The organism is Mycobacterium paraffinicum (assembly GCF_001907675.1).
GTDB lineage: Bacteria > Actinomycetota > Actinomycetes > Mycobacteriales > Mycobacteriaceae > Mycobacterium > Mycobacterium paraffinicum_A.
Map to the genome: position 1 here is coordinate 1 of NZ_MPNT01000048.1, position 24,215 is coordinate 24,215.

General features: G+C 68.2%; 28 protein-coding genes and 1 pseudogene. 3 read left to right on the plus strand and 26 right to left on the minus strand.

The window, feature by feature from the left end:
• The 4 genes and pseudogenes from BRW65_RS28690 to BRW65_RS28705 all read right to left on the minus strand — a co-directional run.
• A pseudogene (locus tag BRW65_RS28690) lies at positions 1–206 on the minus strand (hypothetical protein); the annotation flags it as partial.
• Between the two features lie 118 nt (positions 207–324).
• Positions 325–1,287 carry a DUF4436 domain-containing protein gene (locus tag BRW65_RS28695; protein WP_073880544.1) on the minus strand — a complete coding sequence of 321 codons (963 nt, stop codon included), beginning with the start codon at positions 1,285–1,287 and terminating at the stop codon, positions 325–327.
• Between the two features lie 132 nt (positions 1,288–1,419).
• Complete coding sequence (locus BRW65_RS28700; RefSeq protein ID WP_073880546.1) at positions 1,420–2,334, minus strand: formylglycine-generating enzyme family protein; 915 nt, start codon at positions 2,332–2,334, stop codon at positions 1,420–1,422.
• Positions 2,335–2,354: 20 nt separating this feature from the next.
• Positions 2,355–3,299 (minus strand): DUF4436 domain-containing protein, encoded by a 945-nt coding sequence (locus tag BRW65_RS28705; protein WP_073880597.1) that lies wholly within the window; start codon positions 3,297–3,299, stop codon positions 2,355–2,357.
• 343 nt (positions 3,300–3,642) lie between these two features.
• On the opposite strand from BRW65_RS28705, the gene pstS reads away from it, so the two are divergent.
• Positions 3,643–4,773: a phosphate ABC transporter substrate-binding protein PstS gene (pstS, locus tag BRW65_RS28710; protein ID WP_073880547.1), complete on the plus strand. Its 1,131-nt coding sequence runs from the start codon at positions 3,643–3,645 to the stop codon at positions 4,771–4,773.
• Between the two features lie 8 nt (positions 4,774–4,781).
• Here pstS and BRW65_RS28715 read toward each other — a convergent pair whose 3' ends face one another.
• The 15 genes from BRW65_RS28715 to BRW65_RS28785 form a co-directional block, all read right to left on the minus strand.
• Positions 4,782–5,711, minus strand: a complete 930-nt coding sequence (locus BRW65_RS28715; protein WP_073880549.1) for a DUF4436 domain-containing protein — start codon at positions 5,709–5,711, stop codon at positions 4,782–4,784.
• Positions 5,712–5,754: 43 nt separating this feature from the next.
• Positions 5,755–6,426: a hypothetical protein gene (locus BRW65_RS32565; RefSeq protein WP_244168260.1), complete on the minus strand. Its 672-nt coding sequence runs from the start codon at positions 6,424–6,426 to the stop codon at positions 5,755–5,757.
• Positions 6,407–8,767 carry an arylsulfatase gene (locus BRW65_RS28725; RefSeq protein WP_073880551.1) on the minus strand — a complete coding sequence of 787 codons (2,361 nt, stop codon included), beginning with the start codon at positions 8,765–8,767 and terminating at the stop codon, positions 6,407–6,409. The genes BRW65_RS32565 and BRW65_RS28725 overlap by 20 nt, the downstream gene beginning before the upstream one ends.
• Before the next feature lie 115 nt (positions 8,768–8,882).
• Positions 8,883–9,215: a 30S ribosomal protein S17 gene (rpsQ, locus tag BRW65_RS28730; protein WP_073880553.1), complete on the minus strand. Its 333-nt coding sequence runs from the start codon at positions 9,213–9,215 to the stop codon at positions 8,883–8,885.
• Positions 9,215–9,448 (minus strand): 50S ribosomal protein L29, encoded by a 234-nt coding sequence (gene rpmC / locus BRW65_RS28735; protein WP_008260802.1) that lies wholly within the window; start codon positions 9,446–9,448, stop codon positions 9,215–9,217. Before rpmC ends, rpsQ begins: the two co-directional genes overlap by 1 nt.
• The gene (rplP, locus tag BRW65_RS28740) at positions 9,448–9,864 is read right to left on the minus strand and encodes a 50S ribosomal protein L16 (RefSeq protein ID WP_007167840.1); all 417 of its coding nucleotides are present in this window, start codon (positions 9,862–9,864) and stop codon (positions 9,448–9,450) included. Before rplP ends, rpmC begins: the two co-directional genes overlap by 1 nt.
• Before the next feature lie 3 nt (positions 9,865–9,867).
• Positions 9,868–10,698 carry a 30S ribosomal protein S3 gene (gene rpsC / locus BRW65_RS28745; protein ID WP_073880555.1) on the minus strand — a complete coding sequence of 277 codons (831 nt, stop codon included), beginning with the start codon at positions 10,696–10,698 and terminating at the stop codon, positions 9,868–9,870.
• Positions 10,698–11,234 carry a 50S ribosomal protein L22 gene (gene rplV, locus BRW65_RS28750; protein WP_073880557.1) on the minus strand — a complete coding sequence of 179 codons (537 nt, stop codon included), beginning with the start codon at positions 11,232–11,234 and terminating at the stop codon, positions 10,698–10,700. Before rplV ends, rpsC begins: the two co-directional genes overlap by 1 nt.
• Positions 11,231–11,512, minus strand: coding sequence for a 30S ribosomal protein S19 (gene rpsS, locus BRW65_RS28755; protein ID WP_073880559.1), 282 nt, complete (start codon positions 11,510–11,512; stop codon positions 11,231–11,233). The genes rplV and rpsS overlap by 4 nt, the downstream gene beginning before the upstream one ends.
• A 19-nt stretch (positions 11,513–11,531) precedes the next feature.
• Positions 11,532–12,374 (minus strand): 50S ribosomal protein L2, encoded by an 843-nt coding sequence (gene rplB / locus BRW65_RS28760; RefSeq protein ID WP_067739765.1) that lies wholly within the window; start codon positions 12,372–12,374, stop codon positions 11,532–11,534.
• Between the two features lie 22 nt (positions 12,375–12,396).
• A complete protein-coding gene (gene rplW, locus BRW65_RS28765) occupies positions 12,397–12,699 on the minus strand; it encodes a 50S ribosomal protein L23 (protein ID WP_046183668.1) in 303 nt (100 codons plus the stop codon).
• Positions 12,700–13,356: a 50S ribosomal protein L4 gene (gene rplD, locus BRW65_RS28770; RefSeq protein ID WP_073880561.1), complete on the minus strand. Its 657-nt coding sequence runs from the start codon at positions 13,354–13,356 to the stop codon at positions 12,700–12,702.
• Positions 13,356–14,009, minus strand: coding sequence for a 50S ribosomal protein L3 (rplC, locus tag BRW65_RS28775; RefSeq protein ID WP_073880563.1), 654 nt, complete (start codon positions 14,007–14,009; stop codon positions 13,356–13,358). The genes rplD and rplC overlap by 1 nt, the downstream gene beginning before the upstream one ends.
• A 14-nt stretch (positions 14,010–14,023) precedes the next feature.
• Positions 14,024–14,329 carry a 30S ribosomal protein S10 gene (rpsJ, locus tag BRW65_RS28780; protein ID WP_003873519.1) on the minus strand — a complete coding sequence of 102 codons (306 nt, stop codon included), beginning with the start codon at positions 14,327–14,329 and terminating at the stop codon, positions 14,024–14,026.
• Positions 14,330–14,688: 359 nt separating this feature from the next.
• Positions 14,689–15,294 carry a TetR/AcrR family transcriptional regulator gene (locus BRW65_RS28785; RefSeq protein ID WP_279627709.1) on the minus strand — a complete coding sequence of 202 codons (606 nt, stop codon included), beginning with the start codon at positions 15,292–15,294 and terminating at the stop codon, positions 14,689–14,691.
• Positions 15,295–15,438: 144 nt separating this feature from the next.
• Here BRW65_RS28785 and BRW65_RS28790 point away from each other — a divergent pair, with 144 nt between their 5' ends.
• Together BRW65_RS28790 and BRW65_RS28795 are read left to right on the plus strand one after the other, a co-directional pair.
• Positions 15,439–17,034, plus strand: a complete 1,596-nt coding sequence (locus BRW65_RS28790; protein WP_073880567.1) for an MFS transporter — start codon at positions 15,439–15,441, stop codon at positions 17,032–17,034.
• Between the two features lie 148 nt (positions 17,035–17,182).
• On the plus strand, positions 17,183–17,467 hold the full coding sequence (locus BRW65_RS28795; RefSeq protein WP_139273302.1) for a hypothetical protein: 285 nt from the start codon (positions 17,183–17,185) through the stop codon (positions 17,465–17,467).
• 211 nt (positions 17,468–17,678) lie between these two features.
• Here the strand turns inward: BRW65_RS28795 and mftG are convergent, their stop codons facing one another.
• From mftG to mftA, 7 genes are all read right to left on the minus strand, one after another.
• The gene (gene mftG, locus BRW65_RS28800) at positions 17,679–19,118 is read right to left on the minus strand and encodes a mycofactocin dehydrogenase MftG (RefSeq protein WP_139273303.1); all 1,440 of its coding nucleotides are present in this window, start codon (positions 19,116–19,118) and stop codon (positions 17,679–17,681) included.
• 8 nt (positions 19,119–19,126) lie between these two features.
• Positions 19,127–20,539, minus strand: coding sequence for a mycofactocin biosynthesis glycosyltransferase MftF (gene mftF, locus BRW65_RS28805; RefSeq protein WP_073880571.1), 1,413 nt, complete (start codon positions 20,537–20,539; stop codon positions 19,127–19,129).
• Entirely contained in the window at positions 20,536–21,267 is a 732-nt protein-coding gene (gene mftE, locus BRW65_RS28810) for a mycofactocin biosynthesis peptidyl-dipeptidase MftE (RefSeq protein WP_073880573.1), read from the minus strand. The genes mftF and mftE overlap by 4 nt, the downstream gene beginning before the upstream one ends.
• Before the next feature lie 164 nt (positions 21,268–21,431).
• Positions 21,432–22,622 (minus strand): pre-mycofactocin synthase MftD, encoded by a 1,191-nt coding sequence (gene mftD / locus BRW65_RS28815; protein WP_073880575.1) that lies wholly within the window; start codon positions 22,620–22,622, stop codon positions 21,432–21,434.
• 3 nt (positions 22,623–22,625) lie between these two features.
• A complete protein-coding gene (gene mftC / locus BRW65_RS28820) occupies positions 22,626–23,792 on the minus strand; it encodes a mycofactocin radical SAM maturase (protein ID WP_073880577.1) in 1,167 nt (388 codons plus the stop codon).
• On the minus strand, positions 23,789–24,061 hold the full coding sequence (gene mftB, locus BRW65_RS28825; RefSeq protein ID WP_347876648.1) for a mycofactocin biosynthesis chaperone MftB: 273 nt from the start codon (positions 24,059–24,061) through the stop codon (positions 23,789–23,791). The genes mftC and mftB overlap by 4 nt, the downstream gene beginning before the upstream one ends.
• 5 nt (positions 24,062–24,066) lie before the next feature.
• Positions 24,067–24,156: a mycofactocin precursor MftA gene (mftA, locus tag BRW65_RS28830; protein WP_046186817.1), complete on the minus strand. Its 90-nt coding sequence runs from the start codon at positions 24,154–24,156 to the stop codon at positions 24,067–24,069.
• Between the last annotated feature and the right edge of the window lie 59 nt (positions 24,157–24,215).

Consider the following 24,215-nt stretch of genomic DNA (forward strand, 5'->3'; position numbering starts at 1 on the left):
CACTCGCCGCACCGCGACAACCGGTACGCGAACAACTCCCCGATCGCGGCCAACTGCGCCGCCGCCGCCCGATTCTGCGCCCGCGACCACCCCGACACCCGCTCCAGCAACGCCGCCGACTCCGCCGTCTTCGACGGATACCGCCGCTCGAAATGCTCATCGAACGCGGCGATTACCTCCGCCGACGACACCCCAGAATCGAACATATGTTCGAGTCTGTCACCCGGCTACGACAAGTCCACCCAAATTTCTGGTGCTGTGGATAACCGCGCGGCCGCGGGCGCCTCAACTGGGAAGCGGCCACGTTCGACCGATGCGCACCCGCTAGTCGCCCTGCCGGACCCAGGCGAAGATGTACAGGCTCATCGCCGTCACGAGCGCGATCAACACCCACTGCACGATGGCTTGGTCGATCCACGAACCGGGTGGCGGCGCGCCGGGCAGGATGTTGCGCAAGGGAACGATGGCGAACAGGTTCGCGGCGTACCAGGTTGCGAAGGGCGGCAGGAACTTCCTTCTGCCCATCGCCATCGGGATGGCGACCAGCAGCGCCAGGGTGGGCAAGCTGATCAGGACCAGGCAGATGCCCAAGTCGAAGATCAGTGGGCCCTTGGCCCGTTTCAGCGTGATGACCACGTTCCCGTTGTCGGTGCCCCGCTGCGTCGGCAGCGCACCGGGATCGTGGACGCGGTTGACGCTGATGTCCCACCCGTCCAGCTCCCCGGTCACCTCGACCCGCGCAGGCACCTTCTTCAGGTTGTCGCCCGACCCGACGAACGCGTCGGCCGAGATCGGCTCGGTCCTATAGGAATCGAACGGCCAGTTGCCCGGGTCGCCGTGCGCCACGACCGTGGTGCTGAGCTGTGCCGGCGCCTTGCCCTTCGGGTAGTGCAGGTCGCCGAGGTCGCTCGTCGGATACAGCCGGACGGCGACGTCGGTCCCCAGTACGTCGAATCGGTTGTCGTAGGCCGAAATGCCCGGATAGACAAGCACATTCACCCCGAGACGCTTGGCGACCGGCTTGAGCTCCTCCACCTGCAGCTGCACGATGGTCGCATCGCCGCCGCCCTGGCTCAGGTCGAGCGGCGGGAGCGGCCCCTCCGATCGTTCGAGCCAGTGGACGCCGAACAGCGACAGCATGTAGGCCGTGACGACGACGGCCAGGATGGCGACGCCGATGACGATGCGCGGCCGCTTCGCCATGTGTTTGCCACCGTGCGGCGCGGGGGGTGTCGGTGCGTCCGTCGGGGGCGGCGGGGCCGGTGCCGCGGGGGCCTCGGCGGTCATGGGCAACCCACTGGCGATCCGAGGCTGGTCGTGGGCCACACGTGGTCAGATGCTAGCGAACTCACGCGCACGGTGCGCGCCGACGATCGCCCCGTCACTCGCCGTCCATGCGGCGGTAACCCGCTCGTCGCTTCAGTGTCGGGCGACGTCGCCGTGAACGGGGTCCGTTTGCTGCGTGACGCAGCGGAACCCGATGTGGGTGGTCGCGGTGTCCTGTGACTGCGGCGATCTAGCGGCCGGGCGATACCGGTGGCAGTACTCCGGCGCGCACAGGTGCGAACCGCCCTTCAGCGTCTGGCTGACGGCCGGATTCGCCGGTCCCGTCGGGGCACAACAGGCCTTGGGCGGCCCGTCGATCCGGTGGTGCGCGGAGAATTCCGTCGCGGTCCATTCCCAGACGTTTCCGATCATGTCGAGCAAGCCGAATCCGTTGGGCGGAAATGTGCCGACCGGCGACGTGCCCACCCAGCCGAGGGCGCCGTCGTTGCGATAGGGGAACCGGCCCTGCCAGGTGTTCGCCATCAGTCGACCGGCTGGGTTGGGCTCCTCCCCCCACGCATACGTGCCGACACTTCCGCCGCGGGCGGCGTACTCCCACTCGGCCTCAGTCGGCAGCCGCCGGCCCGCCCAGCGCGCGTACGCGGCGGCGTCGGGGTAGGCCACCTGCACCACCGGATGATCGGCCCGGTCGGCGATGTCGCTGTCCGGGCCGAACGGGTGCCGCCAATCCGCACCCGGCACCCATTCCCACCACTGCCGCCAGTCGCGCAGGTCGATCGGTCCCGGCGTGGGCCGGAAAACCATGGCACCGGGACACAGCTCCGCCGGGTTGGCGCCCGGGTACAGCGCCGGGTCGATCGGCTGCTCGGCGACCGTCACATAGCCTGTGGCGGAGACGAATTCGCCGAACTGCGCGTTGGTCACGGGGTGCCGCTCCACCGCAAACGCGGCGACAGTCACCGTGTGGACCGGCGCCTCTTCGGGGTAGAAGCTGGTCGAGCCCATGCGGAAGGATCCGCCGGGTAGGTCGACCAGCTCGGTGAGCACCCGTTCAGGGTACGAGCACCTCAGTCGGACTGGCGGTACCACGTGAGCATGTACAACCCCATCGCCCCGACCAGCGCGAGCAGCACCCAGATCACCAGCGCCTGGTCGATCCAGGCCCCGGGCGGTGGCGAACCCGGCAGGAAGTTGCGGATCGGTATGACCGCGAACAGCATCGCCGCGAACCACGTCACGAACGGCGGCACGAATTTACGCCTGCCCAACGCGATCTGGATGGCCACCGCGAACGCGAGCGCCGGCAGGGCGAAAAGGACGAGGCAGATGCCGAGGTCGAAGATCAGCGGGCCCTTGGCCCGGTGCAGCGTGATGACCACGTTGTCCGGCCGGTCCGAGTCCTGGCTGGCTTCGCCGACGCGCTGGACGCTCACGTCCCAGCCGTCCAACGCGCCCGCGACCTCGACCCGGGCCGGAATGTATTGGCGGGCGTCGCCCTGGCCGACGAGGACATCGGCCGAGAGGGTGTCGGTGCGGTAGGAGTCGAACGGCCAGTTGTTGGGGTCGCCGTGCGCCTCGATGGTGGTGGCGACCTGCGCCGGCGACTTCCCCGCCGGGTATTGCAGGTCGCCCAGGTCGTTCGGCGGATCCATGCGGACCGCGGTGTCGGTCTTCAACACGTCGAGGCGCTTGTCGAACATCGAGTCTTCGGGAATCACAAGCACTTTCACCGCCAGGCGATTGGCGATGGTGTCCAGCTTCTCGAGTCGGACCAGCACGACGGTGTCGCCGGTCGCGTTCAGGTCCGGTGGTTTGAGTGGCTTTCCGGAGCTGGCCAGCAGGTGAAAGCCGAACAGCGATAACAGATAGACCACCACGAAGCCCAGCAGGGCGCCCAGGCCGACGATCAGGCGGCGCCTGGGCTTCTGCGGCGGCGGCGGCGCCGTAGCGGCGGGCCGAGGCGTTGCTGACGGTGCGGGCTGTTGCTGAGGCGGAGACGCGTGACTGGCCATCATTCTCCTTGCTAGAGACTGATCGATGCGGCACCGTGGAGGCGACACCAGGGAGATCGTAGCGAACTTCTGCCCGCCCGGTGGCGAATCATAATTCTGGCGTAAATCAGGCAATTTGGCCGGACCCGACTTCCACAGACCGCCCCCGCAGCGAACGCTAGGGGTGAACTCCGGCCGCACCGACACCGGTCGTCGGCATTCATCCGGCTGGGACGGCCAGTTCATCTGATGTTTGTTTGCTTGCGCCCCGGGATCGCGGTAAGTCTCGACGTGTATCGAAACGGGACTCGGCCGCCACCAATGACGCCTGCGCCGAAACCGCAGTCTCCAGGAGCCAACCAGCGTGAAGCGCAACCCACCGGCGACCGCCATCGGCCTGCTCGCTGCGGCGGCAGTCGCGGTCTCTGCATGTAGCACCGACCCCCACCCGATGTTGGCCTATGCGGCGGGCGCCAAGGTGGACTGCGGCGGCAAGCAGACCTTGACGGCCAGCGGCTCGACCGCGCAGTCCAACGCGATGACGAAGTTCGTCGCGGCTTACGGCAAGGTGTGCGCCGGGCAGACCCTCAACTACACCGCCAACGGGTCGGGCGCCGGGATCAGCGACTTCCTTGCCGGCAAAACGGATTTCGGCGGGTCGGACACGCCGCTGTCCGGAAACCAGTACGCGGCGGCCAAACAACGCTGCGGCGGCGCCGACGCCTGGAACCTGCCCGTCGTGTTCGGCCCACTGGCGATCACGTACAACCTGGGCTCGGTCGACTCGTTGGTGCTCGACGCATCCACGATCGCCAAGATCTTCGACGGCACCATCACGCGCTGGGATGACCCGGCCCTCACCGCACTCAACGCATCCATGCCGGCCGAAGACATCCGCGTCATCTATCGCAGCGACGCGTCCGGGACCACCGACAACTTCCAGTCCTACTTGCAGGCCGCGTCCGGCGGCGCCTGGAACAAGGGCACGGGCAAGGCCTTCAACGGCGGCGTCGGCACCGGCGCCCAGGGCAACAACGGCACCGCGGCGCTGGTAAAAACCACCGAGGGCGCGATCAGTTACAACGAACTGTCTTTTGCGCTGCAGCAAGGGCTTTACGCCGCCGAGATCAAGACCCCGGCGAGCCGCAGGTCGTTGCGGCCGGTGCGCATCGGTACCGACACGGTCGGCAAGACCATCACCGGCGCCAGGATCATCGGCAGCGGCAACGACCTGGTGCTCGACATCTCGTCGTTCTACAACCCCGCCCAGCCCGACGTCTACCCGATCGTGCTGGCCACCTACGAGATCGTCTGCTCCAAATATCCGACCCTGGATGTGGCCAAGGCGGTCAAGGCGTTCCTCCAGGCGGCGATCGGGCCCGGACAGGTCGAGCTGGCGAGGAACGGCTACATCCCGCTGTCGCCCGACTTCCAGTCCCGGGTATCGAGCGCCGTCGACGCGATCGGCTCCGTAGAGGCACCGAATCCCGAGTGATTCCCAGCCTAATTCGGCTTCTTTCGCTCGCGGGACCGCCACCAGGCGACGATGAAAAGGGACATCGCGGTAACGAGCCCGATCAACACCCACAGCACGATGGCCTGGTCCACCCACGAGCCCGGCGGCGGGGAACCGGGGAGGAAGTTGCGCAGCGGGACGACGGCGAACAGCAGCGCCGCGAACCACGTTCCCAGCGGCGGCAGGAAGGTGGTCCTGCCCAACACCATCGGAATGGCCACCCACAGCGCCAACGCGGGCAGCGCGATCAGGACCAGGCAGATGCCCAGGTCGAAGATCAGCGGACCCTTCGACCTCTCCAACGTGATGATCACGTTGTCCTGGACGTCAGGGTTGGCGTCGTCGGGGTCGTGGACGCGCGTCACCGTGGCGTCCCAACCGTCCAACTTTCCGGTGACTTCCACACGGGCGGGCGCCTTTTCGCGGTTCTGGCCGGTGCCGGTGAACACGTCGGCCGCGATCACTTCCGTCTTGTAAGAGTCGAACGGCCAGTTACCGGGATCGCCGTGGGCTACCAGCGCGGTGCTGACTTGCCCGGGCGCCTTGCCAACCGGGTACTGCAAATCGCCCAGATCGTTCTCCGGATACAGCCGCACCGCCGCGTCGGTGGTCAGCACGCCGAAATTCTTGTCGTAGAGCGAATCCTTCGGGTAGACAAGCACGTTCACGGTCAGCCGGTTCGCAACGGTATCCAGCTTCTCGAGGTGCACCTGCACGACGCTGTCTTCGGCCTCGAGCTTGGTGAAATCCACCGGGGGCAGCGCGGGCGCCGACTTGGCCAGCAGGTGCACGGCGATCAGCGACAGGACGTAGATGACGATGACGGCGACGACGATCCCAAAGGTGATCGCGATTTGCCGGCCCCGGGAGCCGGTCGGTGCTGGCGGTGCGGGCGGCGCCGGAGTCCCGGCGGTCATTGAGGCATCACGGGCCAGATGCTAGCAGGGGAAACGGCAAGTTTCAGGGGATAATGACGGCAAATTGCTGCATTACCGTGGATTTGGCCGCGTCGAACCCCGGGGCTTTGCCGGGCCCCTCCAAATGGACGACGACCAGATACTTCTGGGTGTTCGTCCAGACATGGGTGATCCGGTCGGCGAAGTCGTTTGCGCCGCCGCCGGTTCCGCTGAGCAGCTGGCTGCTGTAACCGCAGAACTGGGCGGCGGTGGCGGTGACTTTGACGCCGGGATTGGCCGTTCGCAAGTCGGTGGCGTAGCGCAGGAAAGCCCCGCCCGGTTCGAGGTCGGTGCGGGTGATGCTGACCCGCACCGCCATGCCGTCGGGGCCGGTCGCCGTCAACGCGACGTCACCGGTGCCCGGCGTCGGCGCCCAGCCGTTCGGCAAGGGGACTGTGAGCACCGGCGCCGCCGGATCCGCGACGGAGGCCTTGGTCATGGAGCCGCTGGCGGGCGGCGGGTAGCACACCAGCGCATTGGGTGGAATGTGGTCGGGCAGCGTGGTTTCGACGCCGGGCACCGGCTCGGCCGGGTCGGGCACTCGCGTCGTGGACGTCGTGGCAACCGTCGACGACGAGCTCCCGCCCGTTACCCGGCCGGCGGTGGTCTTCTCGCAGCCCACCGCGGCGACCGCCAGCAGGCACAGCGCTACGACTTCAGTCGCGCGAAAAGGCAAGCGCAATTTCGGCTTCCACGTCGACGTAGGGCCGGCCGGACAGGTCGACGGTGACCTGCGCGATGCTGCCTCCGGTGAACGAGAACGGGGCTTTGTAGCGGCTGCATACCCCCGAGCCGCCGTTGCGCCCGACGGTGATCCCGGCGCCCGCGAGCCCGAACGTTCCGGGATGGGTTTGCACATCCGCGAGCGTGCCGACCACCTCGTCGTCGACGAACAACGTGACATCGCCCAGCGGCGTGTGGCTGTTGGCTACAGTGCCGGTCCGCGAATAGCTCGCCCCGAGTAGGTGTTTGCCAAGCGGCACAGCGCCCGATGAGGAGACCACCTGCTGGCGCTCGCCCAGGAAGTTGTAGACGTAATGCAGCCGCCCGTCCTGGATGAACAGCACGTGCCCGCCGTGCGCGCCGCCCTGCTTGAACAGCACCCCTTCCGCGCCGGTGGTATCGATGGTCACCTCGGCCAGCAGCGAGAACGACCTGCCCTGGACTTCGGCGGCGGCGCCGATGCCCACGTCAGCGCAGTCGGGATAGTAGACATAGCTGGTCCGGTTGCCGCCGAGATACGGGCGGGGCCGCGTCATCGTCTCGATGATGTTCAGGTCCGAAAGCGGCAGCCCGTTGTACTTGGCGGCCTCGGAGAACCACAGCGCCTTGAGTTCTTCCAGTTTGTCCGGGTGCTCGGCGGCCAGGTCGTGGCACTGGCTGCGGTCGGCCTCGATGTGGAACAGCTCCCAACGGTCCGCGTCGAAATGCGACCAACCGGCCGGCGTCGCCGCGTGGATGGTGTTGGCGAACCAGCCCTCATGCCAGATGCCGCGGGTGCCGAGCATGGAGTAGAACTGGGTCCGCTTGCCGGTGTCGGCGGCCGGATCGGCAAGGGCCGCTTTGAAACTCACGCCGTCCAGTGGCTTTTGCGTAATACCCCGCACAGTTTCGGGCGGCGTCATGCCCAGCAGGTCGTAGACGGTGGGCGTGACGTCGCAGACGTTGACGTAGTTGTCGCGGATCTCGCCATGTGCGGCAACACCGTTGGGCCAGGAGATGATGGCCGTGTCGGCGATGCCGCCCTCGTGCGAGGCGTACCGTTTGTACAGCTTGTACGGGGTGTTGAACGCCATCGCCCACCCGATCGGGTAATGGTTGTAGGTCTCCGGCCCGCCCAGGTGGTCGAACAGCTTCATGCTCTCTTCGACGGTGTCGATGTAGCCGTTGAAGAACTTGCCCTCGTTCACCGAACCGTTGGGGCCGCCCTCCCCGCTGGCGCCGTTGTCGGAGATCACCACGATGATGGTGTTGTCCAGCTGACCGGATTCCTCCAAATAGTCCAGGATCCGGCCGATTTGGGCGTCGGTGTAGCTCAGGAAGCCGGCGAACACCTCGGCCATCCGGGCGAACAGCCTCTGCTCTTCGGAGTTCAGCGAGTCCCACGGCCGCACGGTGTCCTGCAGCGGCCAGGGCTCCCCCTTCGGCCCCGTCACGTCCGCATACGGGTTGACCGGCGACAGCTCGGTGTCCGGCGGCACGATCCCCATCGACTTCTGGTTCTCCAGCACGATCTCGCGATAGCGCTCGTAGCCCATGTCGAAGCGGCCGGCATACTTGTCGGCCCATTCGGAGAACACGTGGTGCGGCGCGTGCCCGGCGCCCGGGCACACGTAGGAAAACCACGGCTTGTCCGGCGCGATCACCTTGGCGTCGCGGATGAACTCGATCGTCTTGTCGGCGAGGTCCTTCGACAGGTGATAGCCGTCTTCCGGCGCGCCCGGCGGGTTGACCGGATGGTTGTCGTACACCAGGTCGGGGTACCACTGGTCGGTCTCGCCGCCCATGAACCCGTAGAACCGCTCGAACCCGCGCGAGGTCGGCCAATGCCGTTTCGTCGACGCCAGATTGGACTCCTCGAGCGGCGTCAGGTGCCACTTGCCGACGCAGTACGTGTTGTAGCCGCGCTCGGCGAGCACTTCGGAGAGCAGTGCGGTGTCGAACGGGATGCGGCCGTTGGCGTTGGGGAACGCGTCGGTGAACTCTTCGATGGTGGCCATGCCGACCGTGGTCGCGTTGCGGCCGGTCAACAACGATGCGCGGGTCGGCGAGCACAGCGCGGTGGTGTGGAACTGCGACAGCCGCACACCCCGCTCGGCGATGCGGCTCATCGCCGGCATCTCGACCAGGCCGCCGAAACAATCCCACGTCGCGATGCCGGTGTCATCCCATACCAAGTAGAGGATGTTGGGCGAATTCTCGGGGGCGGTCGGCGCGGCGTATGGGCCCCAGTCCGGTTCGGAATCCCGAATATCCAGCTCGATCTTGCCCTCGAAGGCGCGGGAGTCAGGCGACATGCGCCGAGAGTAACGCGGCGGCGAAAATTCCGATCGCTTTTCGCGGACCGCCACCCCTCGCAAAGCAAGACGCCCGGGACCACCGGGCCCCGGGCGTTTCGATGTCGCTTCGCTGCTACTTGGCCTTCTCCAGGATTTCGACGAGCCGCCACCGCTTGGTGGCCGACGTCGGGCGCGTCTCCATCAGCGAGACGCGGTCGCCGATGCCCGCGGTGCTGTTCTCGTCGTGCGCCTTCACCTTCTTGGTGGTGCGGATGATCTTGCCGTACAGCGGGTGCCGCACGCGGTCTTCGAGCTCGACGACGATGGTCTTCTGCATCTTGTCACTCACCACATAGCCGATGCGCACCTTGCGCCGGCCGCGCACCTTGGGGTTGGCCGGAGTGTGCTTGGGGCCCTTCTCTTTCGAGCCGGCGTCCTTCGCGGCCGCCTTCTTCGCTTCTGCCATCACGATTCCTTACCGTCGGGCCCGGAAGCCAGGCCCAGTTCTCGTTCGCGCAGCACGGTGTAGACGCGCGCGATCTCCTGCCGCACCGTGCGCAGCCGGCGGTTGTTGGTGAGCTGCCCGGTCGCCATCTGGAAGCGAAGGTTGAACAGCTCCTCCTTCGACTCGCGCAGACGCTCGGTCAGCTCCTCGTCGGTGAGCTCCCGCAGTTCGCCAGGCGAAATTCCCACTGCCATCAGAACTGATCCTCTCGAGTCACGATGCGTGCCTTGATCGGCAACTTGTGGATTGCACGGGTGAGGGCCGCCCGGGCGACCTGCTCGTTGGGGTAGCTCAGCTCGAACAGCACGCGGCCCGGCTTGACGTTGACGACCCACCATTCCGGGGAGCCCTTACCCGAACCCATCCGCGTCTCGGCGGGCTTCTTGGTCAGCGGGCGGTCCGGGAAGACGTTGATCCACACCTTGCCACCACGCTTGATGTGGCGGTTGATGGCGATACGGGCGGACTCGATCTGCCGGTTGGTGACGTAGGCGTGCTCGAGCGCCTGAATGCCGTAGTCACCGAAGTTCACCGCCGTGCCGCCGCTGGCGATGCCGCGCTGACGGGGGTGGTGCTGCTTACGGTGTTTAACCCTGCGGGGAATCAACATGATTCAGCTCTCCTGTGGTTCTGCAGCGGGCGCGGCCTCGGCCGCCGCCGCCGCCTGCTCCTCGGCACCCGCGGCGGCGCGACCGGCCTCGGTGCTGGTCGCCGTGGTGCCCGACGCACCGCTGCGCCGGGGGCGCGTGCCCGACGGACGCTCGCGGCGCGGACGGTCGGCGCCCGCCGGGGCGGCCGCGGCCAATTCCCGCTTCCCGCCGACGATGTCGCCCTTGTAGATCCACACCTTCACACCGATCCGGCCGAAGGTGGTCTTGGCCTCGTACAGGCCGTAGTCGATGTCGGCGCGCAGCGTGTGCAGCGGCACCCGGCCCTCGCGGTAGAACTCCGAACGGCTCATCTCCGCACCGCCGAGACGACCCGAGCACTGCACCCGGATGCCCTTGACGTTGGGCTGGCGCATCGCCGACTGGATGGCCTTACGCATCGCACGGCGGAACGCCACCCGGTTGCTCAGCTGCTCGGCGACGCCCTGCGCCACCAACTGGGCCTGCGACTCGGGGTTTCTGACCTCGAGGATGTTGAGCTGAACCTGCTTGCCGGTCAGCTTCTCCAGGTCCGCGCGGATGCGGTCGGCCTCGGTGCCGCGACGGCCGATCACGATGCCGGGGCGCGCGGTGTGGATGTCGACCCGCACCCGGTCACGGGTGCGCTCGATCTCCACGTCGGCGATGCCGGCGCGCTCCAGACCGGTGGACAGCAGCCGCCGGATGGCGACGTCTTCCTTGACGTAGTCGGCGTACTGCTTGTCGGCATACCAGCGGGACTTCCAGTCCGTGGTGATGCCCAGCCGGAAGCCGTGCGGGTTGATCTTCTGGCCCACTAGTCTGAGCCTCCCTTCGCCTCAGAAGTCTCAGACGTAGTTTTCTTCGCCGGAGCGGACTTCGCCGCGGCTTTCTTGGCAGGTGCCTTCTTCGCCGGAGCCTTCTTGGCGGGCGCCTTCGCGGCGGCCTTGCTGGCCTCGGCGCGGCGGGCCCTCGTCGACTTCGCCGAACGCTGGTCCTTGGCCGGCCGGCTCTCCACCACGACCGTGATGTGGCTGGTGCGCTTGCGGATCCGGAACGCGCGGCCTTGGGCGCGCGGTCGGATGCGCTTGGCGGTCGGGCCCTCGTCGGCGTAGACCGTAGCGACCACCAGGGTGGCCGGGTCCAGCCCGTTGTTGTTCTGCGCGTTGGCGGCGGCGCTGGCGATCACCTTGGCCACCGGCTCGCTGGCGGCCTGGGGCGCCCAGCGCAGGATGTCGAGCGCGTCGGACACCGACCGTCCGCGCACCAGGTCGATCACCCGGCGCGCCTTCGTCGGTGAGACCCGCACGAATCGCGCCTTGGCGACCGCCGACGGGAATTCAGTTGAGGTCATCGCCGTTTGGCCTTCCGGTCGTCCTTGATGTGTCCCTTGAAGGTGCGCGTCGGCGCGAACTCACCAAGCTTGTGACCGACCATCGCCTCGGTGACGAACACCGGGACGTGCTTGCGCCCGTCGTGGACGGCGAAGGTGTGGCCGATGAAGTCCGGGATGATCGTCGAACGCCGGGACCAGGTCTTGATGACCTGCTTGGTGTTCTTCTCGTTCTGCGTGTCCACCTTCTTGAGCAGGTGGTCGTCGACGAACGGGCCCTTCTTCAGGCTGCGTGGCATGTGCTACTCCTGAGCTTCCCTAGCGACCGTGCTTCTTGCCGGTGCGACGGCGCCGGACGATGAGTTTGTTGCTGGCCTTGTTCGGGTGGCGGGTGCGGCCCTCCGGCTTGCCCCACGGGCTCACCGGGTGCCGGCCACCGGAGGTCTTACCCTCACCACCACCGTGCGGGTGGTCCACCGGGTTCATGACCACACCGCGGACCGAGGGGCGCTTGCCCTTCCACCGCATCCGGCCGGCCTTGCCCCAGTTGATGTTTGCCTGCTCGGCGTTGCCCACCTCACCGACCGTGGCGCGGCAGCGCACGTCGACGCGGCGGATCTCACCGCTGGGCATACGCAGCGACGCGTAGGTGCCCTCCTTGCCGAGCAACTGGATGCTCGAACCGGCGGACCGCGCCAGCTTGGCGCCACCGCCCGGCCGCAGCTCCACGGCGTGGATCACGGTACCGGCCGGGATGTTGCGCAGCGGCAGGTTGTTGCCCGGCTTGATGTCGGCGTTCGCGCCCGACTCCACCACGTCGCCCTGCGAAAGGCCCTGCGGCGCGATGATGTAACGCTTCTCGCCGTCCAGGAAGTGCAGCAGCGCGATGTTGGCGGTGCGGTTGGGGTCGTACTCGATGTGCGCGACCTTGGCGTTGACGCCGTCCTTGTCGTTACGACGGAAGTCGATCACCCGGTAGGCGCGCTTGTGGCCACCGCCCTTGTGCCGGGTGGTGATGCGGCCGTGCGCGTTACGGCCACCGTGGCCGTGCAGCGGGCGCACCAACGACTTCTCCGGCTCCGACCGGGTCACCTCGGCGAAGTCGGACACGCTGGAGCCACGACGGCCCGGGCTCGTCGGCTTGTACTTGCGAATTGCCATGTCTAATCAGGTCTTTCTCTCGCTAGGCCGGGGCCCCGAACAGGTCGATCGGCTTGCTACCCGGCGCCAGCGTGACGATGGCCCGCTTGGTGCCCTTGCGCTTGCCGTATCCGGTCCTGGTGCGCTTGCGCTTGCCCTGCCGGTTCGCGGTGTTCACCGACGCGACCTTGACGGAGAAGATCTTCTCAATGGCGATCTTGATCTGCGTCTTGTTCGAATCGGGGTGCACCACAAAGGTGTACACGTTCTCATCCAGCAGCCCGTAGGACTTCTCCGAGATGACCGGGGCGAGGATGATGTCGCGGGGGTCGGTGATGGTTGCCATCTACGCCGAAACCTCCTCGGTGCTAGCGGTGTTGCCACCGATGTAGGCGTTGAGGGCCTCGACGCTGAAAACCACGTCGTCGGAGCGCAGCACGTCATAGGTGTTGAGCTGATCGGGCGTCAGGATGTGGACACCCGGCAGGTTGCGCACGCTCTTGGCGCCGGCCTCGTCGCTGCGACCGATCACGATCAGCACCTTCTTGCGATCGGTCAGCGTGCCCAGGAACGCCTTGGCGCTCTTTGTGGAAGGCGTCTGGCCCGTCACCAGCTCGGTGACCGCGTGGATGCGGCCGCTGCGCGCCCGGTCGGACAACGCGCCGCGCAACGCCGCGACGATCATCTTCTTCGGGGTGCGCTGGGAGTAGTCGCGCGGCTTCGGGCCGTGCACGACGCCACCGCCGGTGAATTGCGGGGCCCGCGTCGAACCCTGACGGGCACGACCGGTTCCCTTCTGCCGGTACGGCTTCCGCCCACCGCCGCTGACCTCGCCGCGGGTCTTGGTCGAGTGCGTACCCTGACGCGCCGCCGCCCGCTGCGCGGTGACCACCTGGTGCATCAGCGCGATATTGGCCGGGGCGTCGAACAATTCGGCCGGCAACTCGACGGAGCCCTCGACCTTGCCGTCCGGCGTCTTCACGTCGATCTTGAGTGCAGCCATTACTTCTCACCTCGTTTGATCGCGCTGCGGACCACCACGAGCCCACCGGTGCGACCGGGGACCGCGCCCTTGATCAACAGCACGCCGTTCTCGGCATCGACCTTGTGCACCACCAGGTTCTGGACCGTCACCCGGTCGTTGCCCATCCGGCCCGCCATCCGGGTGCCCTTGAACACCCGGGCGGGAGTGGCGCAGCCACCGATGGAACCCGGCCGGCGGTGGACCGCCTGCGCACCGTGGCTGGCGCCCTGGCCGCGGAAGCCGTGGCGCTTCATGGTGCCGGCGAAGCCCTTCCCCTTGGAGGTTCCGGTCACGTCGACATAGGCGCCGTCGGCGAAGATCTCCGCCGTCAGCTCCTGGCCGACCTCGTACTCGCCCGCCGCGGCCTCGTCGTCCAGCCGCAGCTCGGCGAGGTGCCGGCGCGGGTTGACGCCCGCGGCGCTGTACTGCCCGGTCACCGGCTTGTTCACCTTGCGCGGGCTGATCTCGCCGTACGCCAGCTGAACGGCGCTGTAACCGTCACGCTCGGGGGTGCGGATCCGGGTGACCACATTGGGCCCCGCTTTGACCACCGTCACCGGGACGACCCGGTTGTTCTCGTCGAACACCTGCGTCATGCCCAGCTTGGTACCCAGAATGCCTTTTCTTGCCATGAGCTCTGGATCTCCTACTGGATGTTGACGTCGACACTGGCCGGAAGGTCGATGCGCATCAGCGCGTCGACGGTCTTCGGCGTCGGGTCGAGGATGTCGATCAGCCGCTTGTGAGTACGCATCTCGAAGTGCTCCCGCGAGTCCTTGTACTTATGCGGAGAGCGGATGACGCAATACACGTTCTTCTCAGTCGGCAGCGGCACCGGACCTACGACACTGGCACCCGTGCGGACGACGGTCTCGACGATTTTGCGCGCCGATGCGTCGATGGCCTCATGGTCGTAGGCCTTGAGCCTGATGCGGATCTTCTGTCCCGCCACGCTTCTCCTACCCTCACTCCACTTACAAAAATCCGTGTCCGGACCTGGTGCTCCCAGCGCGCTGATCGGCCCTGGCCGATCGAGCGTCGCGCCGGATACTGCGCCGCTGTTTACCTGTCGTGGTCCACCGGCCCCCGCGGTCGGGTGTGTCACCCTCACGCAGCCTGGACCGCGGCGAAATTGTCGCGCTCCAAGGATGGGACCGGACGCGCCCGTTTTGGGCGCTGGTCGTATGCCCGACCAGGCGCGAACCTGGCCCAAGGCAACCTGAACAGTATGCCCTAGATCATGAGATTGGCCAAATCCCGGGCGCAGGCCGCCGACCTGCTTTTTTAGGGTCTTAGAGCACCTGCGCGGCCTCAGGCACCGGCCGGTTCGACGTTCGCGGCGTCTGCCCGGTTGCGTGCGCGCTGTACATGGAGGAAACCGTCGACCGAGGCGAGCGCGCACTCGCGGTAATCGAAGTCGGGCAGCGTGGACAGGCGGCCCAGCACGAGGGGCCCGATGAGCATCGCGATGGCCAGCGACCGGTCCACCTCGCCCAGCTCGGCGGCCTCGGGGCTGTCGAAGATGGCGTCGAACGGCGCGGCGTACTGCTGGGCGATGCGCTCACGCAGTGTCGTGATCGCCGTGCTGTTGACGGCGCAGTCGCGGGGGTCCGGCAGCTCGTCGAGGTCGCGGCCCATGGACAACCAGGACATGGCCGTCATCAGCGCCGGCGCCTGCGCCACCGACTCGGCCTGGGCCAGCACCACCGCCACCAGGCGATCCCGCAGCGAACCCTCGGCCGGCGGCGTGGGGGACGGGGGGATGAGGCTGTTGAAGGCGGCTGCCAGCAGATCGTTTCCGCTCGGGAAGTGGCGATACAGCGTGGCCCTGGCTACGTTCGCGGTACGGGTGACCGCGTCGACGGTCACCGCGCTGGGACCCCCCGAACGCAGCAGCGTGGCGGCGGCCTCGAGCAAACGGGCCCGCGAACGCGCTGGACGGGGATCGGTAGTACCGCCGGTAATTGTGACGCACCTCCCTGTTTGGAAACGAGACTATCCGTCTACCTCCAAGACCATTAGTCTCGAAACTCTCCCAACGCCACCGTGAGGAGGCGCATCATGGTCGAAACCCTGGTCCAGCCTGACCAGCGTACTGACGCGGTCGGCATCGGCGATAGCCCCCGAGCGCGAAACTGGACGCTCACCGTGGCGTGCATGGGCGTCGCACTGGTCGTCGCGTCGATGACGGCGTTGAACACCGCGCTGGGGGACCTGGCGGTGGCGACCTCGGCAACCCAGTCCCAGCTCAACTGGGTCGTCGACGGCTACACCGTGGCCCTGGCGTGCCTGCTGTTGCCCGCGGGCGCGATCGGTGACCGCTATGGCAGGCGCGGCGCCCTGCTGATCGGGCTGGTGGTGTTCTCGGTCGGGTCGATGGCGCCCGCAATGCTGCACAGCCCGGCGCAGATCATCGCGGGACGGGCGCTGGCCGGGATCGGCGCCGCCTTCGTGATGCCGGCGACGCTGTCGCTGCTGACCGTGGCCTATCCGAAGGACGACCGGACCAAGGCGGTCGGAATCTGGGCCGGCACCGCCGGATCCGGCGGTGTGCTGGGCATGCTCGGTTCCGGCCTGCTGCTGCGGTTCTGGGACTGGCACGCGATCTTCTGGTCCCTGGGCGCCGCCGGACTGGTCATCTTTGCGCTGGCGTGCACCGTCGCCTCGTCACGGGACAGCGGCGCGCCGCGGATCGATTCGCTCGGCGCGGTCCTCATCGGCGCCGCCGTGGCGATCGCCGTGGCCGCGATCCTGGAGGCGCCGACCCGCGGTTGGAGCGACCCGCTGGTCTGGGGCGGCCTCGCCGCGGGCGCGGTGCTCGCCGCGGCGTTCGGCGCCATCGAACTGCGGTTCGCCGGGCGCGGCCGTCAACCCCTGCTGGACGTCCGGCTGTTCGCCGATCCGAATTTCGCCACCGGAGTCGCCGCGATCGTCATCCTGTTCGGCGCGACCTTCGGGTTCTTCTACATCGGCATGCAATACGTGCAGCAGATCATGGGCTACTCGGCCCTCGCGACGGCCATCTCCTTCGGCCCGTTCATGCTGCCGCTGGGCATTTTCTCGGCGCTGTCGTTCTGGTACGTGCCCAAACTCGGCCTGCGGCTTGTGCTGTTCATCGGCACGGTGCTGATGGCGGTCGGCTTCGCCTGCATGTACCGGCTGGATCTGCACTCGTCCTACCTCGAATTCGCCTGGCCGACACTGATATTGGCCACCGGCATCGGAATCTGCACGGCGCCGACGACGTCGGCGATCATGGGCGCGGTTCCCGACGAGAAGCAGGGCGTCGCCTCCGCGGTGAACGACACCTCCCGGGAGATGGGCGGCGCGTTGGGCATCGCGGTGGCCGGTTCCATTCTGGCCGGACGCTATTCACACGAGCTGGCGCCGAAGTTGGCGGGCTTTCCCGAGCCGGTGCGCGGCCCGGCCACCGATTCGCTGGCCAAGGCCGTCGAGGTCGCCGGCCGGCTGGGGCCCCAGGGGCACCAGCTCGCCGAGGCCAGCAAGACCGCGTTCCTGGCGGCCCTGCACGCGTCGACCATCACGATGGCCGTGATCGTCGCCGTCGCCGCGATGCTGGTCGGCATTTGGGCCCCCGGCCGCGACGGCCGGCAGCTGCGGCCCATCCGCGGCTTGCTCGCCCGCCGCGGCGCCTGACCCGATCGGGGACTCCAATACCGTTGTCCGACATCGAGTTCGACGGATTGAGCGCCGCCGGGAACGCTTGAAAACGTCCGTCGGTTCTGGTATCACCAGATGTATATCGACAGATACAGATCATCTCTGTGACCGCGAGGTGTATGTGGTGTTGGTAGGTGATACGAGCGTGGTCGAGCCGGGTTGCCCGGCGCTGAGCGAGGCGGCGGCGATCGTGGAGGCCGAATGGATACGCCTGCGTCGACCGAGCGAGCCGGCCCGCCACCCCACCTGCGAATTGCCCTCCGCGCGGCGGTGCCGCCGCCGGACGGGCACCATCGTCTGCACCGAGCCGACGGGCGCCGTGCCCTCGGCACGCGTCCGTGGACACGAACCTCGCTGGGCCGTCTCGCCGGTGTGGGCGCGGGAGCGTTCGCCTCCGCAGCGGGCGTGACACCAAGCCGCCGAATCCTTTTCAGAAGAAGGGAGGTTGAACAAGCGAGATGGCGGTCGTGCCGTCCACGAATATTGCGACGCATCATTGGCGCGACGCACACCCGCGCGCGCACAGCCACTTGTCGTGGCCATCTACGTGGACCGCATGAACATCAACCGCTTACCGGGCGGGCCCCATGCCTCACCGTGGGGCCCGCCCCCCAACCAGCTCAATCGACGAATTCCGCGGCCCGGTGCCCGAGCATCACGATGGTGGCGTGCGGGCCGCGGCTGGTGATGCTGGGCAGGATCGAGCCGTCGATCACCCACAGGTTGTCGATCCCGTGCACCCGGCAGCGCGGGTCGACGACGGCCCGCGGGTCGGTGTCGGGGCCCATCGGCGCCGTGCCGCACAGGTGTTGCGACGTGGACCACACCGGCGCGCCGACATCCGTTGTCCCGCCGACCAATTCGCGGGCCAACTCCGTCCCCGCCCGCAGCGCCGAGACGTCGCTGGGTTCGCTGTCGTAACGATGCTCGATGCGGGGCGCCACGTCGGGATCCGCCGACGCCAGCGTGATGCGTCCGCGCGCCCGGGGCTGCATCAGCGCCACGCCGATGTGCGGCCAGTCGGCATGACCGGCGGTGCCGTCGCCGGTCATCGCGACGAATCCGCCCGTGTAGGGCCTGATCTCAAGGTCATCGGCGGTGCTGAGGACGGCCTCGAGCACCGGCCGGCCGGGGGCCACCGCCCAGTCGGTGGACAGCACCCATTCGGGGTGATCGCTGAACGACGTCCCCACCGGCAGCGGCGCCACCACGGGCACGCCGACCGCCCGCAACCCTTCCTCGGCCCCGATGCCGGAGAGCATGAGCAGCTGCGCCGTTTGGATGGCGCCGGCGCACAGGACGATCCGGTCTGCGGTGATGGATACGGGTCCGTGCGGGCCGATCGCGTCGACACCGACCGCCGCCGTCCCGGCGAATCGCAGACGCAGCGCGCGCGTCCGCGCGTGCAACGCCAGGTTCGGCCGGGCCAGGGCCGGGAGCAGGAAGCCGGCGCCGGATCCGGTGCGCACACCGTCGACGATGTTGAGCGGAACGGCGCCCATTCCCGAAATGGGTTCGGGGCCAACATCATTGAGATCGTCGATCCAGGAGAACCCGGCGCGCCGCGCTGCGGTGATGAAGCGCTCGGTGGTTCCGGTCATTTCGCGGGTGCGGCGCACCCGGATGGGGCCGCCGTCGCCGTGGGCGGGGCCGCCGAAATCCAGGTCGGTCTCGATGGCGCGGAAGCTGCCGAGGACATCGGACCAGGCCCAGCCGGGCAGCGCCAGGCGATCGAAGTCGCGGGGCAGCGCGCGGCAGAAGTAGCCGCCGTTGATCGCGCCCGAACCGCCGACCGTAGCCCCGCGCACGATCGGGTGCCGGCGCATGGGCGCATCGGTGAGGCTGGTCTGGTAGCGCCGCACCAGGGGACTGCCGACCCCGATCGGCAGTTGCAATCCATTGGCCGTCTGAGCCAGCAATCCGGCATCATCGAGCGCCGGCCCCGCCTCCAGCACGGTCACCGTGCGGCGGGGATCGACGGAAAGGCGCTCGGCAACAACCGATCCGGCGCTGCCGGCACCGACGATCAGCACGTCGCTGTGCGGGGCGGCCGTGATCAACGTGGCGGCTAACTCCGAATCTGCGGTTTCAGCGCGCGCAGGTTGCGCTCCCGCAGCACACCCCACCACAATCCGAGCCCGTATGCCAGGTCGTCGACACGCTTGAGCAACAGGTAGGTCAGCAGGCCGATCGGTTCGGCGTCGTCGCCGACGGCGTCGCGACGGCGCAGCCAGTCCACCACGCCGTCCATGACGGCCGCGACCAGCACGACGTGTCTGAAATGCCGCGACAGCGTGGCGGCCAGCAGCGCCAGCGGCCAGTAATGACGGCACAGGGCCGACGCCAGTTGCAGCGCCGCCGACCCCAGGCCGCGGCCCGCGATCAGCACGACGTCGGTGATCGAGGTCTCGGCGCCCCGCATGGCCCTGGCGATCCGGCGGCCGGTCAGCACGGCGACGATGACGGACGCCAGCTGGGACAGGCTGGTCCCGAACGCCATCAGTATCCAGGTCATCAGCGCCCAGCCGGAGATCACGACCGGCGCCGTCTTGTCCGGGTGGCGGACCGACAGCGGGGCCGCCGAACCGCCGTAGAACGCCTTGCGCGCGAGCCAATCCCGCAGCTCGGTGCGGTGGTCGTGGGCGACCAGCGCGACGGGCTCGTAGCGCAGCCGGGCACCCGCTTCGATGAGCCGCCAGCACAGGTCCACGTCCTCGCCCGATTGCAGGGTCTCGTCGAACCCGCCGACACCGCGCAGCGCGGCGCAGCGACAGATGATCGCCGCGCTGGGTACGTAGGACACCGTGCTGTGGGGCAGCACCGGCGCTTCGCGCTCGCCGAGGTCGAGCGAGGAGTGCACCGCCTCGTACCGCGCCACCACGTTCTCGCTGTGCGACAAACCGACGATGCGAGGCGCGACGAGCGCGACGGTGGGGTCGCAGAAATGCCCGAGCAGCGCCTCCAACCACCCGCGCCGGGGCGCGACGTCGGAATCCAGGAAGGCGACATAGTCGGTGGTGCAGGCGGCCAGCCCGGTGTTGCGGGCGGCGGCCGGGCCCCTGCTGCGCGAGTGCCGCAACACCTCGACGTCGCAGTGCGCGCCCACGAAGTCGGCCGGCTCGATCGGCGGAGACGAACCGTCGTCCACCACGATGACCCGCAGGCCGCGCAGCGAGCTCACCAGGCGGCGCACGCCGGAAAGGTTGTCCCGCACCGGGATTACGACCGTCACGTCGTGGTGCGACGGACCGCCCGCCGGCCGCGGATGCGCCACCGTGGCGTCCAGCAGGGTGCGGGCCAGCTGCGCACTCACGTCGTCGCGTACCTTCAGCCGGCCGTCGCAGAGCATGTCCTGGGCGGCCGGCGCCAGCTTCAGCAGCCGGGTCGGCGAACCACCGAGCAGCGCCGAGCCGTCGCCCAGCACCCGGACACGGCGATCGACCTGGACGGCAAAGCCGTCGGGCAGCCGGGGTGCGCTCATGCCAGCATTCCGTCGCGCCCGGGCGACCAGCGGGCCACTCGACGGACACAGCCGTCCACCATCTCGTCGAGGATGCGCTCGCCCTCGGCGGCGGTCGCGGTGGTCGGATCCCCCAGCACACCGACCGGGCTGACCGCGGCGACTCCCCCGCGGCGCATCGACGGCAGCAATTCGGGCAGCGGAGCCCGGTTGCCGGCCAGCCACCGATCGGTCAGCACGTCGTCGGGCGAGATGTGCAGCATCAGCGAGGTTTCGGTGTGACCGGCGTGGGCATCGGCACCCCCGGCCAGGCATGGGCACCAGCCGGCGTCGCGGCCCTCGGTCCGCAACCGGGTCACGGCCGCGGTCAGCGCGGCGGTGTTGCCGCCGTGACCGTTGACGAAGACCAGGCGCCGCGCCCAGCCCGCGGCCGACCGGCCGTACTCCACCAGCAGCGTGGTCAGGGCTTCGGTACCGATGGAGATCGTTCCGGCGAAGCTCTGGTGCTCGCCGCTGGCGCCGTAGGCGATCGCCGGCGCCACCCACCAGTCGCCCTGCAAACCGGCCCGCGCGCCGCGCGCGACCGCGGTGGCGATGCGGGTGTCGGTGTCCAACGGCAGGTGCGGACCGTGCTGTTCGGTGGACCCGAGCGGGACCAATATCGACGGCGAGGTGCCCGATAGCTGGCTCGATGTAGCCACCGCCAATTCGCCGAGTACGGGCACTCGGTGATGGTAGGACGAATTCACCTGGCGTGCACCAATTGTTGTCCGGTGAAAACTATTTTTTTCTGGCTGGTTCATCGGGCGTTCGAAATTTGTGCTCGTTCGTCACGGGCACCACGCTTGTACCACGGTTTGCGGGCCGCCAACCATTCCGGACAAATCTGGCCCGGATATCGGTGATTAGCTGCTCAGGCGTTCCCGGCGGGCGGCACACCGAGCGCCCGGGTGAAGCCGGGCGGCACCAGGATGTCGTCCGGGCCGAGGTCTCCGACGCCGGCGTGACCAAGTCCCATGAGCGCCGAGTCGATGCCGCCGCGCAGGATGTCGAGGACGTTCTCCACGCCGGCCTGGCCGGCGGCCGCCAGGCCCCACAGGTAGGCCCGGCCGATCATCACCGCGCGCGCGCCCAGCGCCACGGCCTTGACGACGTCGCTTCCGCGGCGGATGCCGCCGTCGAGCAGGACCTCCACCTGATCGCCCACCGCGGCGGCCACCGCGGGCAGGGCCCGGATCGACGCCGGCGTGCCGTCCAGGTTATTGCCGCCGTGGTTGGATACCGAGATCGCCGAAACCCCCGCGTCCACAGCCCTTTTCGCGTCGTCGACGCGCATCACGCCCTTGAGCATGAACTTGCCGCCCCACAGTTCGCATAGCCACGCGATGTCCTCCCACGTCGGAGGCGGCGTGCCCATCCACTCCCCGTAGGCCGCGAAGAACGGCGGGCCGGGCTCCCCGCGGCGCCCCTGATTGGGCACCCGCAGCTCGGGCGGGTGCAGGGTCTTGCCGAACTTCCAGAGCCACCGCGGGCGCGTGATCGCCTCCGGCGACAGCCGCAGGATGGTCCGCAGGTTCATCTCCTCGGGGATCTGCGGGCTGCCCCAGTCGCGGCCGTGGGAGAAGGTCCAGTCGGTGGTGACGATCAGGCCGACCGCGCCGGCCTGGCGGGCCCGTTCCACCCGCTCGGCGATCGCGTCCCGCCCGCCAAGCCAGTACACCTGGAAGAAGACCTTGGGGTTGGCGGCGACGACCTCCTCGATGGGTTTGCTCGCGAACGAGGACAGTCCCATTGCCGTTCCGCGCGCCGCGGCGGCCCGCGCCACGGCCACTTCCCCGTCCGGATCGACCGCCTGGACACCGGTGGGCGAAATAATGACGGGTAGTGAAATATCTTGACCCATAACGGTGGTCGACAGGTCCCGCTTTTCCTGCGCGCCGACGACGTGGGGCGCGAAACCGAGTTCGCTGAACGCCGCGACATTGTCGCCGACCGTGACCCCTTTTTCGCTCGCGGAAATCAGGGACGAATAGACGGATTTAGGCAGTCGCCGTTTCGCGCGTTCCTGCGCGATGGCGACGGTTTCGAACCACTGGCCGGCCACGGTCTACACGGGGCTTTCGTTGCACAGCCGCGCGGGCGGCCGAGAAAGCGTCAAGGGTACTGGGCCGCCGGACTTGCGGGAGTGGTCGGCGCGGGGGCGCGGTGTCTCCCGCCGCTGGGCCAGCGCCGCCGCGCTGTGACCCTGGACGCACTCGGGGTCCGGCCCGTCCATCGGCAGGCCGGTGAAGAACTTGGCCGCCATGCAGCCGCCCCGGCAGGCGTCGTAGTGCCCACAGCTGCCGCACGCGCCGGCGGACTGCGGCTCACGCAGCTCGCGGAACAGCGGGGCGTTCTTCCAGACGTTGTCGAACCCGTTGTCGGTCAACACATTTCCGGCAAGGAAGCGGTCGTGGATGGCGAAGGGGCAGGCGTACACGTCGCCCACCGGGTCGATCAGGCACACCACCCGGCCGGCGCCGCACATGTTCAGGCCGGCCAGCGCCCCGGATGACCCCAGCGGCGCCAGGTGGAAGAAGGAGTCACCGGTGAGCACCCGCTCACCCTTGGCCACCAGCCAGTCGTACAGCTGGACCTGCTGGGCGGCGGTGGGATGTAGCTCCTCCCAGACGTCCGCGCCCCGCCCCGAGGGCCGCAGCCGGGTGATCCGCAGGGTGGCGCCGTAACGGCTTGCGAGCGCGGCGAAGTCGTCGAGCTGGTCGACGTTGTGCCGGGTCACCACGACGGAGATCTTCGCGTCTTTGAAACCGGCGGCGGCCAGGTTCTCCAGCGCGCGCACGGCCATGGCGAAGGATCCCGGACCGCGGATCGCGTCGTTGACCTCCGCGGTGGCGCCGTCGAGCGAGATCTGGACGTCGACGTAGTCGCTGGCGGCCAGCCGGGCGGCGACCTCTTCGGTGATGCGGACACCGTTGGTGGAGAACTTCACCCCGACGTGGTGCGCGGTGGCGTAGTCGACCAGCTCCCAGAAGTCCGGCCGGACGGTGGGCTCCCCGCCGCCGATGTTCACGTAGAACACCTGCATGCGTTCCAGCTCGTCGATGATGTCCATGCACTGACGGGTGGAGAGCTCGCGCGGATCGCGCTTACCCGAGGACGAGAGGCAGTGCACGCACGCCAGGTTGCATGCGTACGTCAGCTCCCACGTCAGGCAGATGGGCGCGTCCAGGCCGCTCTCGAACTGCTCGATGAGCCGCGGCACGGTGGCTGTCATGGGGCCTCCTGGGGTACCAACATCTTCGAATCGGCCAACACGCCCAGCGCGTGCAGATAGGGCGCCTCCCCCGCGGCGTCCACCCCCGCGGCGCGGCAGGCGGAGTGAACGTCGGCATGGTCGGCCAGCGACCGCACCACCGTGAGGATGGTGCGGTTCTTCAGGAACGACAGCTTGCGGGTGCCGAAGTGGTAGAGCAGCGCCCCGAAGGGTTCGGGTCGAACCGCCACCTGCGGGTGCAACCGCCAGCCGCGGTCGGGGTCGAACACGGGGGTCAGTAGACCCCGCACATGCCGTCGATGGACACCTCTTCGACCAGGGTCTCGGTGACGAGCTGGGTCTCGGTCTCGGTTTCGTGGTCCACGGGTCATTGCCTTTCGTCGGTTCTTGACAACGATGGGGATCGAGTCACAAGCTTCGTCA